The 14713-nt window shown below is 74.7% G+C and carries 14 protein-coding genes; 3 read left to right on the top strand and 11 right to left on the bottom strand.

The features are described 5' to 3' along the window. Positions 1-23: 23 nt before the first annotated feature. Together EUS26_RS07125 and EUS26_RS07120 are read right to left on the bottom strand one after the other, a co-directional pair. On the bottom strand, positions 24-1415 hold the full coding sequence (locus tag EUS26_RS07125; RefSeq protein WP_238148849.1) for a DUF7059 domain-containing protein: 1392 nt from the start codon (positions 1413-1415) through the stop codon (positions 24-26). A 107-nt stretch (positions 1416-1522) separates the two neighbouring features. Further along, positions 1523-3838 carry a sodium-translocating pyrophosphatase gene (locus EUS26_RS07120; protein WP_130012616.1) on the bottom strand — a complete coding sequence of 772 codons (2316 nt, stop codon included), beginning with the start codon at positions 3836-3838 and terminating at the stop codon, positions 1523-1525. 165 nt (positions 3839-4003) lie between these two features. On the opposite strand from EUS26_RS07120, the gene EUS26_RS07115 reads away from it, so the two are divergent. Further along, positions 4004-6322, top strand: a complete 2319-nt coding sequence (locus EUS26_RS07115; protein WP_130012614.1) for a DEAD/DEAH box helicase — start codon at positions 4004-4006, stop codon at positions 6320-6322. A 214-nt stretch (positions 6323-6536) separates the two neighbouring features. Further along, positions 6537-6989 carry a hypothetical protein gene (locus EUS26_RS07110; RefSeq protein WP_130012612.1) on the top strand — a complete coding sequence of 151 codons (453 nt, stop codon included), beginning with the start codon at positions 6537-6539 and terminating at the stop codon, positions 6987-6989. Between the two features lie 276 nt (positions 6990-7265). Here the strand turns inward: EUS26_RS07110 and EUS26_RS07105 are convergent, their stop codons facing one another. From EUS26_RS07105 to EUS26_RS07075, 7 genes are all read right to left on the bottom strand, one after another. Then, positions 7266-7694, bottom strand: a complete 429-nt coding sequence (locus tag EUS26_RS07105; protein ID WP_130012610.1) for an Rv3654c family TadE-like protein — start codon at positions 7692-7694, stop codon at positions 7266-7268. A gap of 221 nt (positions 7695-7915) precedes the next feature. Then, entirely contained in the window at positions 7916-8245 is a 330-nt protein-coding gene (locus EUS26_RS07100; protein WP_130012608.1) for a TadE family type IV pilus minor pilin, read from the bottom strand. Positions 8246-8277: 32 nt separating this feature from the next. Beyond that, the gene (locus EUS26_RS07095) at positions 8278-8484 is read right to left on the bottom strand and encodes a DUF4244 domain-containing protein (protein ID WP_130012606.1); all 207 of its coding nucleotides are present in this window, start codon (positions 8482-8484) and stop codon (positions 8278-8280) included. Positions 8485-8565: 81 nt separating this feature from the next. Continuing rightward, on the bottom strand, positions 8566-9045 hold the full coding sequence (locus tag EUS26_RS07090) for a type II secretion system F family protein (RefSeq protein ID WP_165368536.1): 480 nt from the start codon (positions 9043-9045) through the stop codon (positions 8566-8568). 77 nt (positions 9046-9122) lie between these two features. Then, on the bottom strand, positions 9123-9965 hold the full coding sequence (locus tag EUS26_RS07085; protein WP_130012602.1) for a type II secretion system F family protein: 843 nt from the start codon (positions 9963-9965) through the stop codon (positions 9123-9125). Then, positions 9962-11002: a TadA family conjugal transfer-associated ATPase gene (locus tag EUS26_RS07080; protein ID WP_130012600.1), complete on the bottom strand. Its 1041-nt coding sequence runs from the start codon at positions 11000-11002 to the stop codon at positions 9962-9964. Before EUS26_RS07080 ends, EUS26_RS07085 begins: the two co-directional genes overlap by 4 nt. A 535-nt stretch (positions 11003-11537) precedes the next feature. Beyond that, the gene (locus EUS26_RS07075; protein WP_130012598.1) at positions 11538-12401 is read right to left on the bottom strand and encodes a Fic family protein; all 864 of its coding nucleotides are present in this window, start codon (positions 12399-12401) and stop codon (positions 11538-11540) included. A 359-nt stretch (positions 12402-12760) separates the two neighbouring features. Between EUS26_RS07075 and EUS26_RS07070 the strand changes: the two genes are divergently transcribed. Further along, complete coding sequence (locus EUS26_RS07070; RefSeq protein WP_130012596.1) at positions 12761-13225, top strand: phage holin family protein; 465 nt, start codon at positions 12761-12763, stop codon at positions 13223-13225. Between the two features lie 15 nt (positions 13226-13240). On the opposite strand, the gene EUS26_RS07065 is transcribed toward EUS26_RS07070, so the two are convergent. Both EUS26_RS07065 and nth read right to left on the bottom strand, forming a co-directional pair. After that, entirely contained in the window at positions 13241-13915 is a 675-nt protein-coding gene (locus EUS26_RS07065; RefSeq protein WP_130012594.1) for an NUDIX hydrolase, read from the bottom strand. Then, entirely contained in the window at positions 13912-14568 is a 657-nt protein-coding gene (nth, locus tag EUS26_RS07060; protein ID WP_130012890.1) for an endonuclease III, read from the bottom strand. Before nth ends, EUS26_RS07065 begins: the two co-directional genes overlap by 4 nt. Positions 14569-14713: the final 145 nt, after the last annotated feature.

The raw sequence follows: 14713 nt of genomic DNA, 5'->3' as shown, positions 1-14713 counted from the left end.
GCGCGAGGGCTGTCCCGCGCGGGTCAGCGCAGCAGGCCGTCCTTGACCAGCTCGCGCAGGGTCGGCAGCACGGCCTGCTCCACCTCGGCGACGGGGTGCTCGGTGAGCACCGCCAACCCGGAGCACAGCTGGCGCGCGGTGAGCTCGCCGTCGCAGGCGCCCACCAGCCCGGCGGGCAGCGTGTCCAGCCGTACGGCGCGCCCCAGCCCACCACCCTGGCGGACCTGGATGACCTGCGGGTCGGGCTCGCCCGGGCGTCCGGTCCGGACCTCGGTGACGTCGTCGGCGACCTGCCAGGGCGTGTCCAGCAGGTCGTCGTCGCCGTGCTCGGCCAGCCACGTGCGGGCCCGCAGGCCGGTGAGGACCGTCGGCCCCATGGGCGAGGCGACCGGACCGCGGACGTCCATGAGGTCCAGCCACGGCTCGCGCTCCGTGCCGGGCCGCTGCACCGTGACGACGCCGAAGCCGAGCCGCTCGATCCCGCGCTCGGCGAAGTCGTCCAGCCACGCGGCATACAGGTCGTCGAACCCGGCGGTCCCGGGCTGGTGGCCCCCGTCGCGCGCCCAGGTCTCGGCGTAGTCGGCGACGTCCTGCTCCTCCCGCTGGACGACCCAGCCGTCCAGCCCGGTGCCCTCGAACCAGCCACGGACGTGCTCGGTCCAGTCCTCGCCCGGGCGCAGCTCCCAGTTGGCGAGCAGCTGGCCGACCCCGCCCGGCCGCAGGTGGTCCCGCAGGTCGCGCACCAGCCCCGCCACGAGGCTGTCCCCGGCGCGGCCGCCGTCGCGGTACTCGTAGAGCGGGACCCCGGTGCGGCGCGGGGTGATGACGAAGGGCGGGTTGCTGACGACGAGGTCGAACTGCTCCCCGGCCACCGGCTCCAGCAGGCTGCCCGGCCGCAGCTGCGCGTCCACCCCGTTGAGCGCCAGCGTGAACCGGGCGAAGGCCAGGGCGCGCTGCGAGACGTCGGTCGCGACGAGGTATGCCGCGTGCCCGGCCAGGTGCAGCACCTGCACCCCGCTGCCGGTGCCGATGTCCAGGGCCCGTTCCACGCGGGGCCGGGGCGCCCAGCTCGCGAGCGTCGTCGAGGCACCCCCGATGCCGAGCACGTGGTCCGTCGGCAGCGGGCCCCCGGTCGCCATCTCCGAGCGGTCCGAGACCACCCACCACGACTCCTGCTCGGTGGCGTAGGGGCGCAGGTCGCAGGCCGCCGCGAGCACGCCGTCGTGCTCGACCACCAGGCCCAGCCGGAGCAGACCGTCGGCACCGAGCCGGGGCAGCGCGTCGTCGAGCTGCGTGCGCCCGACCTCGCGGCCCAGCGCGAAGAGCCGGCACAGCACGGCGACCGGGTCCGAGGAGCCCTCGGTGACCCGCACCGCGGGCAGCGGCTGCTCGCGGTGCAGCGCCGCCACCGCCACCGGTCCGAGGGCCTCCGCGAGGGCGTCGACGGTGTAGCCGACCTCCTCCAGGTCGGCGCGCAGGCCGAGCAGGAGGGCGGTGTCCTCGACCGAGGGCGGTGGCAGGCTCAGCGCTCGACCGCCGTGGCCGGCACGTCGTCGCTCTCACCGATGGCGATGTCGCGCCGCTTGGACACCACGACCGCGACGACGATGACGGCCAGGGCCACCAGGGCGATCCCCCAGCGGATCAGGTCGTTGGCGCCCTCGCCGTAGGTGAGGCCGATGATGGCGGGGGCGATGAGCAGGGCGACGAGGTTCATCACCTTGATGAGCGGGTTGATCGCCGGGCCGGCGGTGTCCTTGAACGGGTCGCCGACGGTGTCGCCGATGACGGTGGCCTCGTGGGCCGGGGTGCCCTTGCCGCCGAAGTTGCCGTCCTCGACGATCTTCTTGGCGTTGTCCCACGCGCCGCCGGCGTTGGCGAGGAAGACCGCCATGAGCACGCCGGTGCCGATGGCCCCGGCGAGGTAGCCGGCGAGCGCACCCACGCCGAGGCCGAACCCGACGGCGATCGGGGCGAAGACGGCCAGCAGGCCCGGGGTGGCGAGCTCGCGCAGCGAGTCACGGGTGCAGATGTCGACGACCCGGGCGTACTCCGGCTTCTCCGAGTAGTCCATGATGCCGGGCTTCTCCCGGAACTGCCGGCGCACCTCGAAGACGATGGCACCCGCCGCGCGGGTGACCGCGTTGATCGCCAGCCCGGAGAAGAGGAAGACCACGGCGCCGCCGATGAGCACCCCGACGAGGGCGCGCGGGTCGAAGACGAGGAAGGACTGCAGCACGTCCCCGGTGGCGTCACCCGCCGTCTCCAGCGCCTGCAGGATCGCGTCGAGGTAGGACCCGAACAGCGCGGTCGCGGCGAGCACGGCGGTCGCGATGGCGATGCCCTTGGTGATGGCCTTGGTGGTGTTGCCCACGGCGTCCAGCTCGGTGAGGATCTGGGCGGCCTCGCCGTCCACGTCACCGGACATCTCGGCGATGCCCTGGGCGTTGTCGCTGACCGGCCCGAAGGTGTCCATGGCCACGATGACGCCGACCGTGGTGAGCAGGCCGCACCCCGCGAGGGCGACGTAGAACAAGGACAGGATGAGCGATCCGCCCCCGAGGGTGAAGATCGCGAAGATCGCCGCGGCGATGGTCACCGAGGTGTAGACCGCCGACTCCAGTCCGACCCCGATGCCCGAGAGGATGACCGTGGCCGGGCCGGTGAGCGAGGTCCGCGCCACGTCGTTGGTGGGCTTGCTCTCGGTGCCGGTGAAGTAGCCGGTCAGCCAGAGGATGAACGCGGCGAGCACGATGCCGATGACGACCGAGGCCGCGGCGCCCACGGCGGCGTTCACCTGCTGGCCGCCCTCACCCGCACCCAGCAGGTCGAAGCCCCCGGTGACGGAGAGCTCGGTGGGCAGGAAGACGAACGCCGCCGCGACGGAGGCGACCGCCGCGATGGCGGCGGAGATGTAGAAGCTGCGGTTGATCGCGGCCAGTCCGCTCTCCCCGGCCCTGGCCTTGGTGATGAAGACGCCGACGATCGCCGTGAGCACCCCGATGGCCGGGATGACGAGCGGGAAGACGAGCCCGCCCTCCGCGCCGAGCGCCGCCGTGCCGAGGATGAGCGCCGCGACGAGGGTCACGGCATACGACTCGAACAGGTCGGCCGCCATGCCCGCGCAGTCACCCACGTTGTCGCCGACGTTGTCCGCGATGGTCGCGGCGTTGCGGGGGTCGTCCTCGGGGATGCCGGCCTCGACCTTGCCGACGAGGTCGGCGCCCACGTCGGCGGCCTTGGTGAAGATGCCACCGCCCACCCGCATGAACATCGCCAGCAGCGCCGCGCCGAAGCCGAAGCCCTCGAGCACCTTCGCCGCGTCGCCCTGGTAGATGAGGACGACCAGGGCGGCGCCGAACAGGCCCAGGCCGACGGTGGCCATGCCCACCGTGCCGCCGGTGCGGAAGGCGATGCGCATGCCGTCGTCGCGCCCGGTCGTGCGGGCCGCCTCCGCGACCCGCATGTTGGCAGCGGTGGCGAGGTTCATCCCCAGCCAGCCGATGGAGGCCGAGAACCCGGCCCCGAAGATGAAGGCGACCGAGCGCCCGACCCGGACCATCATGTCGTCGGCGGGCAGCGCCAGGAGGAGCAGGAAGGCGACCGCCGCGAACACCGCGAGGGTGCGGAACTGCCGGCCGAGGTAGGCCGAGGCGCCCTCCTGCACCGCCGCGCCGATCTCCCGCATGGCCTCGGTGCCGGGCGAGGCGGCGAGCACCTCGCGTCGGAACATGAAGCCCATGACCAGGGCGACGAGGGCGATGCAGAGCACGACGACGACGATCGAGGTGTCGGCACCCGACAACGAGACCTCGCTCGCTGCAGCGACTGGGGACATGTGTGCCTCCTGGGAGGGCCCGCTCCGTTGCGGGCGAGACGCGGTCGAGACCGCTGGACATCCATCGGACGTGGCCACTGTAATGACCACGCGTCCGCGCGCCTAGCATCCCGTGCCGCGCGGTGCGCGGACCCTGTCGGTCCACCGGCGTAGCGTGGGACGCAGATGGACGACTCGACCCCCGCGGCCTTCGACCCGCAGACCACCCTGGAGCGCCTCGCCGTGGGCGGGCGCGCCGGTCGGCTGAGGCACGTGCGGACGGTGCCCGCCCGCGAGGGCAGGACCGCGCCCTGGCCCCCGTGGTGCGCCGCGCCCGTCAAGGCAGCCCTGCTCGGTCAGGGCATCGACGCGCCGTGGGAGCACCAGGCGAGGGTGGCCGAGCTGGCCCGGTCGGGCCGGCACGTCATCGTGTCGACCGGGACGGCCTCCGGCAAGTCCCTGGGCTACCTCATGCCGGTGCTCACCGCGCTGAGCGAGGGCACCCGGTCGGTGACCGGCCGCGGCGCCACGGCCCTCTACCTCGCGCCCACCAAGGCGCTGGGCGCCGACCAGGAGGCCAGGCTCCAGGACCTCGCGGTGCCGGAGGTGCGGGTGGCGCGCCTCGACGGGGACACCCCGGGCGAGGAGCGGCGGTGGATCCGCGAGCACGCCCACTACGTCCTGACCAACCCCGACCTGCTGCACCACACCCTGCTGCCCGGGCACGAGCGCTGGGCGCCCTTCCTGCGGTCGCTGCGCTACGTCGTCGTGGACGAGTGCCACATCTACCGCGGGGTGTTCGGGGCACACGTCTCCGCCGTGCTGAGACGGCTGCTGCGCGTCGCCGCGAGGTATGGCGCGTCCCCCACCGTCGTGCTGGCCTCGGCCACCGTGGCCGAGCCGGAGCCGCTGGGGCGGGCCCTGCTCGGGCAGGACGTGGTGGCGGTGACCGCCGACGCCTCGCCGCGGCGGGAGACCGTCGTGGCCCTCTGGCAGCCGGACGAGCTCGAGGACGGCCGCCGCCGCAGCACCGTGGGCGAAGCCGCCGACCTGCTCACCGACCTCGTGACGGCTGGAGTGCAGACCGTCGCCTTCGCGCGGTCGCGGGTCGGGGTGGAGCAGGTCGCCTCCCGGGCCAGGGACGGGTGGGCCGCGCGGCTCGGCCCACCGGCGCGGGTGGCGGCATACCGGGGCGGCTACCTCCCGGAGGAGCGACGGGCGCTGGAGTCGGCGCTGCGCGACCGCACGGTCATGGGGCTCGCCGCCACCAGCGCCCTGGAGCTGGGCATCGACATCGCCGGGCTGGACGCCGTGGTCATGGCCGGCTGGCCGGGCACCCGCGCGTCGTTCTGGCAGCAGGTGGGGCGGGCCGGGCGCAGCGGATCCCCCTCCCTGGCCCTGCTGGTGGCCGCGGACGACCCGCTCGACACCTACCTCCTGGACCACCCCGAGCTCATCTTCGAGGCGCCGGTCGAGTCCTGCGTCCTGGACCCGGAGAACCCCTACGTGCTGGGTCCGCACCTCGCGGCGGCCGCCGCCGAGCTGCCGCTCACCCCGGAGGACGAGCGATGGTTCGGCCCCGGTCTGCGGACGCTGGCCGAGCAGCTGGTCGTGGGCGGCGTGCTGCGGGCGCGCCCCACCGGGTGGTACTGGGCGCGCCCGGACCGGGCCAGCGACCACGTCGCCCTGCGGGGTGCGGGGCAGACCGTGCAGATCGTGGACCAGCGCAGCGGGCGGGTCCTCGGCACGGTCGACGAGGCCCGGGCGCTGAGCACCGTGCACGAGGGCGCGGTCTACGTCCACCAGGGCGAGCCCTACGTCGTGACCGCGCTCGACCTCGAGGGCTCGGTCGCCCTGGTGGTCCAGGGTGACCCCGGCTGGTCCACCCGTGCGCGCAGCGAGAGCACCTTCCGCATCAGGGCGCGGCACACCGAGCTGACCTGGGGGTCGGCCACCCTCTCGCGGGGCCGGGTCGAGGTGACCACGCAGGTCACGGCGTTCCAGCGGGTGCTGCCCGACGGGTCGGTCATCGGCACCCATCCGCTCGACCTGCCCGCTCGCACGCTCGTCACCCAGGCGGTGTGGTGGACCCTGCCCCAGGAGGAGCTCGCCCTGGCCGGGCTGGCCGAGCAGGACGTCCCGGGTGCGCTGCACGCCGCCGAGCACGCCTCCATCGGCATGCTCCCGCTGCTCGCGACGTGCGACCGCTGGGACATCGGCGGGGTCTCGACCGCGCTCCACCCCGACACCGGGCTGCCGACGGTCATGGTCTACGACGGCTACCCGGGCGGCGCCGGCTTCAGCAGCCGCGCGTTCGAGGAGGCCGTCCGGTGGCTGTCGGCAACCCGCGACCTCGTCGAGAGCTGCCGCTGCGAGGCGGGCTGCCCGGCGTGCGTGCAGTCCCCCAAGTGCGGCAACGGCAACGAGCCGCTCGACAAGGCCGGCGCGGTCGCCGTCCTCGAGCACCTGCTGAGCGAACGCTCGGTCGTCGTGCCGAGCCGCTGACCCCGCCCGGCTGGCTGCCCGCCCGGCTACGGGGCTCGGGCCCGTCTCCTCTCGACCGGCTGCACCGCACCGCCTTGGTGCGGTGCTGGAACACGTCTCCTCTCGACCGGATGTCCCACCCGGCCGGAGGGTCCTCGCTGCGCTAGTGTCGGCCCGGACGGGGAGGCCCCGTCGTCGTGGTCATCTGCGAGCCTGCTCCTCGAAAGGATCTGCCATGGTCGTCTTCGGAGTCGTCCTGCTGCTCGTCGCGCTGGCCGTCATCATCTACATGTGGCTCGCCACCCGGGGCATGGACCCCGTCCAGATCTCCTACGGCGTCCTCAACGTGGATCTCACCCCGATCTGGCTGTTCGCCATCGGCGGCATCGCCCTGGCCGCCGCCACCAGCGGGCTGTGGCTGCTCGCGGTGGGCACCCGCTCCAAGGCACGCCGGGCCCGCGAGGTCCGCGAGCTGCGCCGGCAGGCCAAGGACTCCGACCGACGTGCCGAGCGGCAGCGGGACGCCGACCGCCTGGGCAGCTCGGACGACAACCGGCAGCGCACGGACCCGGCCCGCACCGAGGACCGCTCGTCGACCCCGATCCTCCCGCGCCAGACCCCCGGCAGCGGCAGCGGCACCGGTCAGGGCGGCACCACCGGGCGCCCCACGACCGGCCCCGGAGCCTGATCCGCACGCCCCGGCGCTCCTGCCCGGCTTGCGTGAGCATGCCGAACTCGAGTGTGCGCGATGGTGGCCCTCAGGGGGCCATCACCGCGCACAGTCCCCGCCGCGGCTTCATGCACCGTGTGCGTTCGTAGCCCTCACGGGGCCACCACCGCGCACAGCCCCCGCCACCCCGTGAGCACCGTGCGCCTCCGTGGCCCTCACAGGGCCACCACGGCGCACAGTCGGCGGCGGTCTTCTGCAGGCCATCAGCGCACGAGGTAGGTCGCTCTCGCGTGCTCACCCCGTCCGGGCCAGGGAGGCCCCTGCCCGGGCCGTCACGTCGACGGTCCACCGGGTTCCTGCCACGGCCCGGTGCACCTCGAGGGTGACCTCCGGCAGGGGCGAGACTCCCCGACGCGTGACGGCGCAGCCGCGCACCTCCACGCCGTGCTGCTGGGTGACGCGCGCGGCCAGCGCGCAGGCGGCCGTGTCGTCGACCCCCTGCACGAGCTGGCCCGCGGCCGCCAGCGCGCCCAGGTCGGCAGCGGTCCGCGCCTGCTGGCCGGCGACCAGGACCGCGACCAGCCCCAGGGCCAGCACCAGGATCGTGACGAGGCCGGCCACCACGCCGATCGCCATGACTACAGCCGAGCCGCGTTCGTGGTGGGCCCGGCGCGATCCGCAGGATGAGCCTGCCCCGGCCTGGACGCAGCTCCGCTCCACCATCGCCCGGCCGTCGCCCAGACGTCTCTCCGGCGAGACACGCTCCAGGCCGACGGGCAGCGGCGGGTCGTGCTCCTCCCCAGCCGACGTAGCCGGGCGGCGCCCGTGGCCGACCCACGATGACGGGGCGTCCTCCCTACCGATCGACGGCGTCGGTCGGTGCCCCTGGCCGCCCGGCGGGGGCAGCCGCTGATGCCTCCTCCCCCGCGGCCCGCCCTCACTCCTCACGGTCGCACCCCGGGCTCCCAGACCGCCTCCGCGGTCGCCACCGCGCCGGGGAGACCGGGGAGGAGCCGGTCGCGGGCCTGCGCCTCGACGACCACCCGCACCCCGACGGCGTCCTCCTCGACGGCGACACTGGCCCCCTGGGGCGCCCGCTGCAGGGCCGCGTCGCGAACGGCGTCGGTGGCCTCGCCACGGGACGCGGCGCGCGCTGCCACGCGCGCCGCGTCCTCGCACCGGACCTGGTCCACCCCCAGGCTGAGGGCGGTCAGGCAGATCGCGAGCACCAGGAGGATCGACGGGACGGTGAGGGCCAGCTCGGCGCTGACCATCCCCCGGTCGCCACCGCGATGCCCGCGACGGGTCACAACGACACCGACAGCGCGGTCGTGATGACCGACGTGACGACCCCCTGCACGGCCCCGGACTGCAGGATCGCCAGCAGCACCGCGGCGAAGGCGCAGGCGGCGATCGTGCCGACGGCGTACTCCGCGGTGGTCATCCCGGCCTCCCGGCGCTCCCGCAGCTGCCGCACGGCGGCCGCGAGAGTGATGGTGGTGTTCTTCTTCATGGGTTCCCCTCCTTGTGGGTGGGTGCGCCTCACGGCGAGACGCACGCCTGGGTGACCGCGTGCGGTCAGCTGATGGGGCCCTCACCAGGACAGGTCCCGGACGAGGGCGAGGACGAGGGGCACGACCGTGCTCAGCACGAACCCGGGCAGGAAGGCCAGCCCCAACGGGACCACCAGCCGGACCCCCAGCCGCGCGGTCGCGACCTCCACCCTGGCGACGGCGTGACGCCGCAGGTCGGTGGCCGCCTGCCGCAGTGCCGGCCCCGGCGCGACCCCGGCGAGCGCAGCGATCTCCATGCTCAGCCGGGCGGCACGCCAGCGAGGGCCGGCCGCCTCCCAGCTGGGCGCCGGGTCCAGGCCCAGCATCAGGTCCTGCCCCACGCCGTCCAGCTCGTCGCGCAGCGGCGGGGGCAGGACCGAGGCGACCTGGCGGGAGGCGGACCCCAGGGAGCTGCCTCCCTGCAGGGCCAGCGCCAGCAGGTCCAGCGCCTCGGGCACCCCGGCTGCCGCGCCGGCGCGCGCCGCCGGGTGTCGCCGGACCCGACGGGGCGTCCAACGCACCGGGGTCGGAGGCCACCACAGCAATGGGACGGTTGCGGCAGCCGCGGTCAGCAGGACGAGGGTCCACGCGGCCGGGGTCACTGGGCGCTCCTCAGCACGTCCGCGACGAGGCGGCGCACCAGCACCTGGCCGAGCACCAGTAGGGCGGCACCCGCGGCCAGGCAGGTCCAGGCGGCGGGCTTCGCGTACAGCACCGTGGGTGGTACGCCCAGCACCGCGGCGAGGGCGATCCCTGCGAGCGGCAGGCAGGTCAGCACGGTCGCGGTCGCGCGGGCGTCGGCGCTGGCCGCGTCCACGGCGCTCTCCAGGCGTCGACGTTCCCGTGCCACGAGGGCGCTGACCCGCAGGGCCTCGGCCAGCGGCGCACCCGAGCGGGCCGCGACCGTCCAGGCCCGCGACACCGCGCCGAGGGTGGGCGTGCCCGACCTGCGCGCCAGCCGTTCCCAGGCCGGCGCCAGGGGATCACCCTCCCGTGCGGCCCGGACGACGATGTCCCACTCCGGGCTGCCGCCCCGTGGGTGTGTCACGGCGCGGTCCAGGGCGAGACCGACCGCGCGGCTCGCCGGCAGACCGCCCTCCAGCGCCGCGGCGACGGTGTCGACGACGTGCAGCTCCTCGACGTCCGGGGCCAGCCCCGGCGAGCGCAGCCGGCGGGCGAGCACCCGCCTGGCCGCCTTCAGCCATGCCCCGGACCTCCGGGCCGGCCCGTCAGCCGGACCAGCGCTCGGCAGGGCTGCTCTGTCGCCCGCACCGGCGTCCGGGCGGGCTGACCCGTCCCCCGCACCGGCCCCGGCGCGGGTCGGCCCGTCCCCCGAACCAGCTCCCGGGTGGGCAGGGCTCCTCCATATCAGCACGACGGCAGCGGCCAGCACGGCGAGCGTCAGCAGCTGGCCGGTGACCGGCCCGGGCAGCGCCGTCACACCAGCTCCTCGTGCGCCAGGCCGATGCGGCGGGCGAGCTCACGGCACGCAGGACCGGCTGCCCAGGAGCCGGGGCCACCTGTCAGCGCGGCGACACACTCCAGCCCGTCCTCCCTGGACCGCAGCATCGCCACCTCGCGCAGCCGGCGGCGACCGTCGGCGTCCCGGTCGAGGTGCAGGACCACCTCGATGGCGCTGACGAGCTGCGCGCGCACCGCGTCACCGGACATCTCGGCGAGAGCACCGAGCGCGGTGAACCGGGCGACGACGTCACGAGCCGTGTTGGCGTGCACGGTGCCGCACCCGCCCTCGTGCCCCGTGTTGAGGGCGGTCAGGAGCTCGCGCACCTCCGCACCCCGCACCTCTCCCACGACGACCCGGTCGGGCCGCATGCGTAGCGACTGCCGCACGAGGGTCGTCATCGTCACCTCGCCACGCCCCTCGATGTTGGCGGCCCGGCCCTGCAGGTGCACGACGTGGGGGTGCCGGACCCGGAGCTCACGGACGTCCTCGACGACCACGATCCGCTCGCTCGGCGCGCAGCGCGACAGCAGCGCCCCGAGCAGCGTGGTCTTGCCCGTGCCGGTGCCGCCGCTGACCAGGAACGAGACCCGGGACCGCACCACGGCCTCCAGGACCCGGGCGGCCGACGCATCCAGGGCACCCCAGGCGGTCAGGTCCTCCAGGCGGGGCACCTCGGTCCGCGGCACCCGCAGGCTCAGGTGCGCCCCGCCGTCCACCAGGGGCGGGAGGAGGGCATGCAGCCGCAACCCTCCTGGCAGCAGCCCGTCCACCCACGGGCTCGACTCGTCGAGCCGTTGGCCGGCCAGGGCTGCGAGCCGGACCGCGAGTCGACGCACGCTGCGGTCGTCGTTGAGGCGGGCCGAGGCGCGCTCCGCCCCTCGACCCCGGTCGACCCATACCCCGGCCTCCCCGTTGACGAGCACATCGGTGACGTGCGGGTCCTCCAGCAGCGCAGCGAGCGGCCCCAGTGCGGCCAGGAGGTCCGGCCCCGTCGGACGCGTCGGCGTGGTCATGCCCCGACCTTCGCCCGTGCGCTCCGGGCTGCGCCAGGCAGCGCCAGCGATCTGTGGACCGGGCGTGATGCAGGCCGACCATGTGGACCATGCCGCCGGAGCATCGCCCGTGGGCTCGCGAGGGGGTCACGACACGTGACGGTGCTCGCGGACGGAGGGGGAAAGGGGACGGCCCCGGCGGGGGGAGCCGGGGCCGTCGGTGTCCAGGATCAGGGGGGGATGACCCTGAACACCCGCGCTGCAACTCTTTCGAGGAGCGCTGTCCGACCAGTATGCATGACTGACGAGGCGCGATGCAAGCTGCGGAGGGCCTGTCGGAGCGTGTCGGAACGGACCTCGGGCAGGGCACCCGAGCCGTGGCGAGCGACTGGCTCACGAGCGCCGTCCGCAGCGGCTCGAGGTGGGCGTGGTCAGCCGGTCAGAGACGCGGCCCATGGACGTGGTGAGCCGGCCCGGGACGCCGACCATGGACGTCGGGAGCCGGCCCGGAACGCCCGTCGCGGGCAGTGCCTCCGGGACCAGCACCACGTCGTCGTCAGCCCAGACGCCCCGCACGGACGGCGTCGGCGACCCGACCCCCCTCGGCAGCGCCGCGCACGACGGCTTCGGCACAGTGCTCCAGCCACAGACGCACGCCGTCCTGCGTGCCGGAGGCGTAGGCGACCAGGGCGCCCCGGTAGTCCTGACCGGCCCGGTCGGCGTGCCCGTGCTCCGGCACCGCCACCCCGGTCGGGTCCAGTCCCGACACGCGGAGCACGACGCGCTCCACCGCCCTGGCCACCAGACCGTTGCCGACGACGAAGGGCCGCGCCACGACGATCTCCGCGTGCGCGACCGCGGCGACGAGCAGGGCGGGCTGACGACCGGTGGGGACGGCCTGCAGCAGACCGTGCACCGCCTGCAGCCGGGCTCGAGCGGCGTCGGCGTCCGGCGCGTCCCCCAGCACCGCCACCCCCTCGCCGGGCTCACCCGCCCCCCGGGGCCGTCCCACCTCGTGCTGGGCGACCAGACCTGCGGCCGCGGCGGTGTGCAGACCGGCCAGCAGCTGGGCAGGTGCACCCAGCTCGGCCTGGGTCACCCTCTCGGTCCGGGCGGTGACCCGGGCGGCGGCGCGGACGGTCCGCCAGAGCGGGTCGGCGTCGGGTGCGTCCGCGAGGGCGCCGCGCATCAGGTCACGGACCACCGACACGCTGCCCTGCGACCCGGCGGGCTCGGCCCCCTCCAGCAGGGCCGACGCCGTGGCTCCCCGGACGCGGGACTCGGCTGCCGCCTCGGCCGTGCGACGGCGCAGCCCCTCGTGCCAGCACAGAGCGGTGCAGGCCTCCCGTGCACGGTCCATCCCCTCCTGCACGCCGGGGAGGGCGGCCAGCGCCTCGAGGGCGTCCTGCGGAGTGCTCATCAGGTCACCCTAGGACCCGCCGGCACCCAGGCCTGCATGGCTTCCTCACCCCTACGGGGGAGGCATTCTGACCAGCGGAAACACTACTGGGAAGTCTTTAACAAATCTTTGCCAAAAGTGGTTCAGGGCACCGCCGGCCCACTGGCAGACTGGACACATCGACCCAGGAGCCCCCTCCTCGGAGGGCGCGGCTCTGCCGGCTGTCACGGGACCGGTTGTCGACACGAGTGCCCGCTCGGCACTGAACAGGGGGTGCCGGGCGGGCACCGTGCTGTCCGGGAGCGGGTGGGTCCCGGCTGACCACCGATGCCGGTCCACCGATCCTGCGCCACCCCGGCGACCGGGATACGATCGGCCGCATGTCAACTCCCGCCAAGACCGACAGCACCGCACCGGCCACGTCCGCCGACAAGCGTTCGCTCGGTCAGCTCGTGTCCGATGTGACCCTGGACGTCTCGCAGATCATGCGGGGTGAGATCGAGCTCGCCAAGGCCGAGATCAAGCAGGACGTGACCCACGCGGGCAAGGGTGCCGGGATGTTCGCCGGGGCCGCCCTGTTCGGTCTCTACGGCCTGGGCCTGCTCTTCCTCGGCCTGGCCGGGGTCCTCGCCATCTGGCTGCCCTGGTGGGCCTCGCTGCTCATCGTGGCCGCGGTCCTGTTCGTCGTCGCGGGCATCCTCGCTCTCGTCGGCAAGGGCCAGGTCACCAAGGTCAACGGCAAGCCGGAGAAGGCCATCCGCGAGGGCAAGGAGACGGTGGAGACCGTGAAGGCCGCCGCCCAGGGGCAGCACCGCAGCGCCGCGCTGGAGACCGCCCGCGACTGACGCCCGCGACGCCGGTCAGAGCTCGAGCTGCCGGGTGGGGGCGTCGGGCCAGTCCGGTGCGATGCCGGCGAGGTCCAGGATGCGGTCCAGCAGGCCCGCCGTGAAGCCCCACACCAGTAGCCCCTCCACCTCCCACGCCGGCCCGACGAAGCCGCTGGGGTGGTGCACCCGGAAGCGTCGCGCAGGGTCGACGAGCTCCCGCACGGGTGGCTGCAGGACCCGCGCGACCTCCCTCACGTCCTTCGCCCACAGCGACGACGGGTCAGGCGTGCGCCACCACGCCAGCACCGGAGTGACGTCGTAGCCCGACACCGGGATGTGGAGGGTGGGCAGCTCGCCCAGGACCTCGACCCCCGACCCGTCGAGGCCCACCTCCTCGGCGGCCTCACGCAGGGCCGTGGCCACCGCGTCGACGTCGCCCGCCTCCGTCCCGCCGCCGGGGAAGGCGGGCTGGCCCGCGTGGGAACGCATCGTGTGGGCGCGCTCGGTGATCACCACCGTGGTGGCCTCGGGGTCACCCGGGTCCTCGACCCCCGGCGCGAACAGCACCAGGACGGCGGAGCGACGCCGTCCTCCCTCCGGCGGCGGCAGGAAGCGGCTGAAGCGCTCGCCGGGGAGGCTCGGGATCGTCGCGACGAGGTCGCTCAACCAGGGCGGCGGGGGCCAACCGCCGGTGGGCTGCTCGCTCACCGCCGCGGCCCCGGGCGCACCAGCCGCGCCGCAGCCACCGGGTCGGTCTCCCCCTCGCCGTAGGCCGGGCAGAGGCGAGCCACCGGGCAGGCACCGCACGCCGGCTTCCGGGAGTGGCAGGTGCGTCGGCCGTGGAAGATCAGGACGTGCGAGAGCATCGTCCAGTCCCGGCGGGGGAAGAGCGCGCCCACGGCGTGCTCGACGGCGACCGGGTCCGTCTCCTGCGTCCAGCCGAAGCGACGCACCAGCCGGCCGAGGTGCGTGTCCACGGTGATGCCGGGGACGTCGAAGGCGTTGCCCAGCACGACGTTGGCGGTCTTGCGACCCACGCCGGGCAAGGTCACGAGGTCGGCGAGGCGGCCGGGCACCTGCCCCCCGAACCGCTCCACCAGGCCCGCGCCCAGCTTGAGCAGCGACTCCGTCTTGGCCCGGAAGAACCCGGTCGGCTGGATGATCGTCTCGACCTCCGTGCGGTCCGCCGCGGCCAGGGCGTGCGCGTCGGGGTAGCGCGCGAACAGCGTCGGTGTCACGCCGTTGACCCGCACGTCGGTCGTCTGGGCGGACAGGACCGTGGCCACGAGGAGCTGGTAGGCGTCCTCGAAGTCCAGCTCGCACCGCGCGTCCGGGTAGTGCTCGTGGAGCAGGCGGTACATCTTGCGCGCCCGGCGGGTCAGCGCCAACGGGCTCTCCCCCGTCGGCGTCTGCGGGCCGGGCCCGGCGGGTTGGTCGTCGACGCTCACGCCTCCACCCTACGGTCGGGGGCCGACACACCCGGACCTCATTCCGTCGCTGGTCATG

Source organism: Serinicoccus sediminis, assembly GCF_004153545.1.
Classification (GTDB): Bacteria; Actinomycetota; Actinomycetes; order Actinomycetales; family Dermatophilaceae; genus Ornithinicoccus; species Ornithinicoccus sediminis_A.
The sequence above is the reverse complement of the archived record's forward strand: the minus strand, read 5'-3'. Positions and strand labels throughout refer to the sequence as shown.

Bases quoted from the DNA above. Each gene is read 5' to 3' on its own strand.
- EUS26_RS07100 (WP_130012608.1), bottom strand. From the start codon at position 8,245: ATGGTCAGCGCCGAGCTGGCCCTCACCGTCCCGTCGATCCTCCTGGTG.
- nth (WP_130012890.1), bottom strand. From the start codon at position 14,568: ATGTACCGCCTGCTCCACGAGCACTACCCGGACGCGCGGTGCGAGCTG.
- EUS26_RS07070 (WP_130012596.1), top strand. From the start codon at position 12,761: ATGTCAACTCCCGCCAAGACCGACAGCACCGCACCGGCCACGTCCGCC.
- EUS26_RS07120 (WP_130012616.1), bottom strand. From the start codon at position 3,838: ATGTCCCCAGTCGCTGCAGCGAGCGAGGTCTCGTTGTCGGGTGCCGAC.
- EUS26_RS07075 (WP_130012598.1), bottom strand. From the start codon at position 12,401: ATGAGCACTCCGCAGGACGCCCTCGAGGCGCTGGCCGCCCTCCCCGGC.
- EUS26_RS07095 (WP_130012606.1), bottom strand. From the start codon at position 8,484: ATGAAGAAGAACACCACCATCACTCTCGCGGCCGCCGTGCGGCAGCTG.
- EUS26_RS07080 (WP_130012600.1), bottom strand. From the start codon at position 11,002: ATGACCACGCCGACGCGTCCGACGGGGCCGGACCTCCTGGCCGCACTG.
- EUS26_RS07115 (WP_130012614.1), top strand. From the start codon at position 4,004: ATGGACGACTCGACCCCCGCGGCCTTCGACCCGCAGACCACCCTGGAG.
- EUS26_RS07105 (WP_130012610.1), bottom strand. From the start codon at position 7,694: ATGGTGGAGCGGAGCTGCGTCCAGGCCGGGGCAGGCTCATCCTGCGGA.
- EUS26_RS07110 (WP_130012612.1), top strand. From the start codon at position 6,537: ATGGTCGTCTTCGGAGTCGTCCTGCTGCTCGTCGCGCTGGCCGTCATC.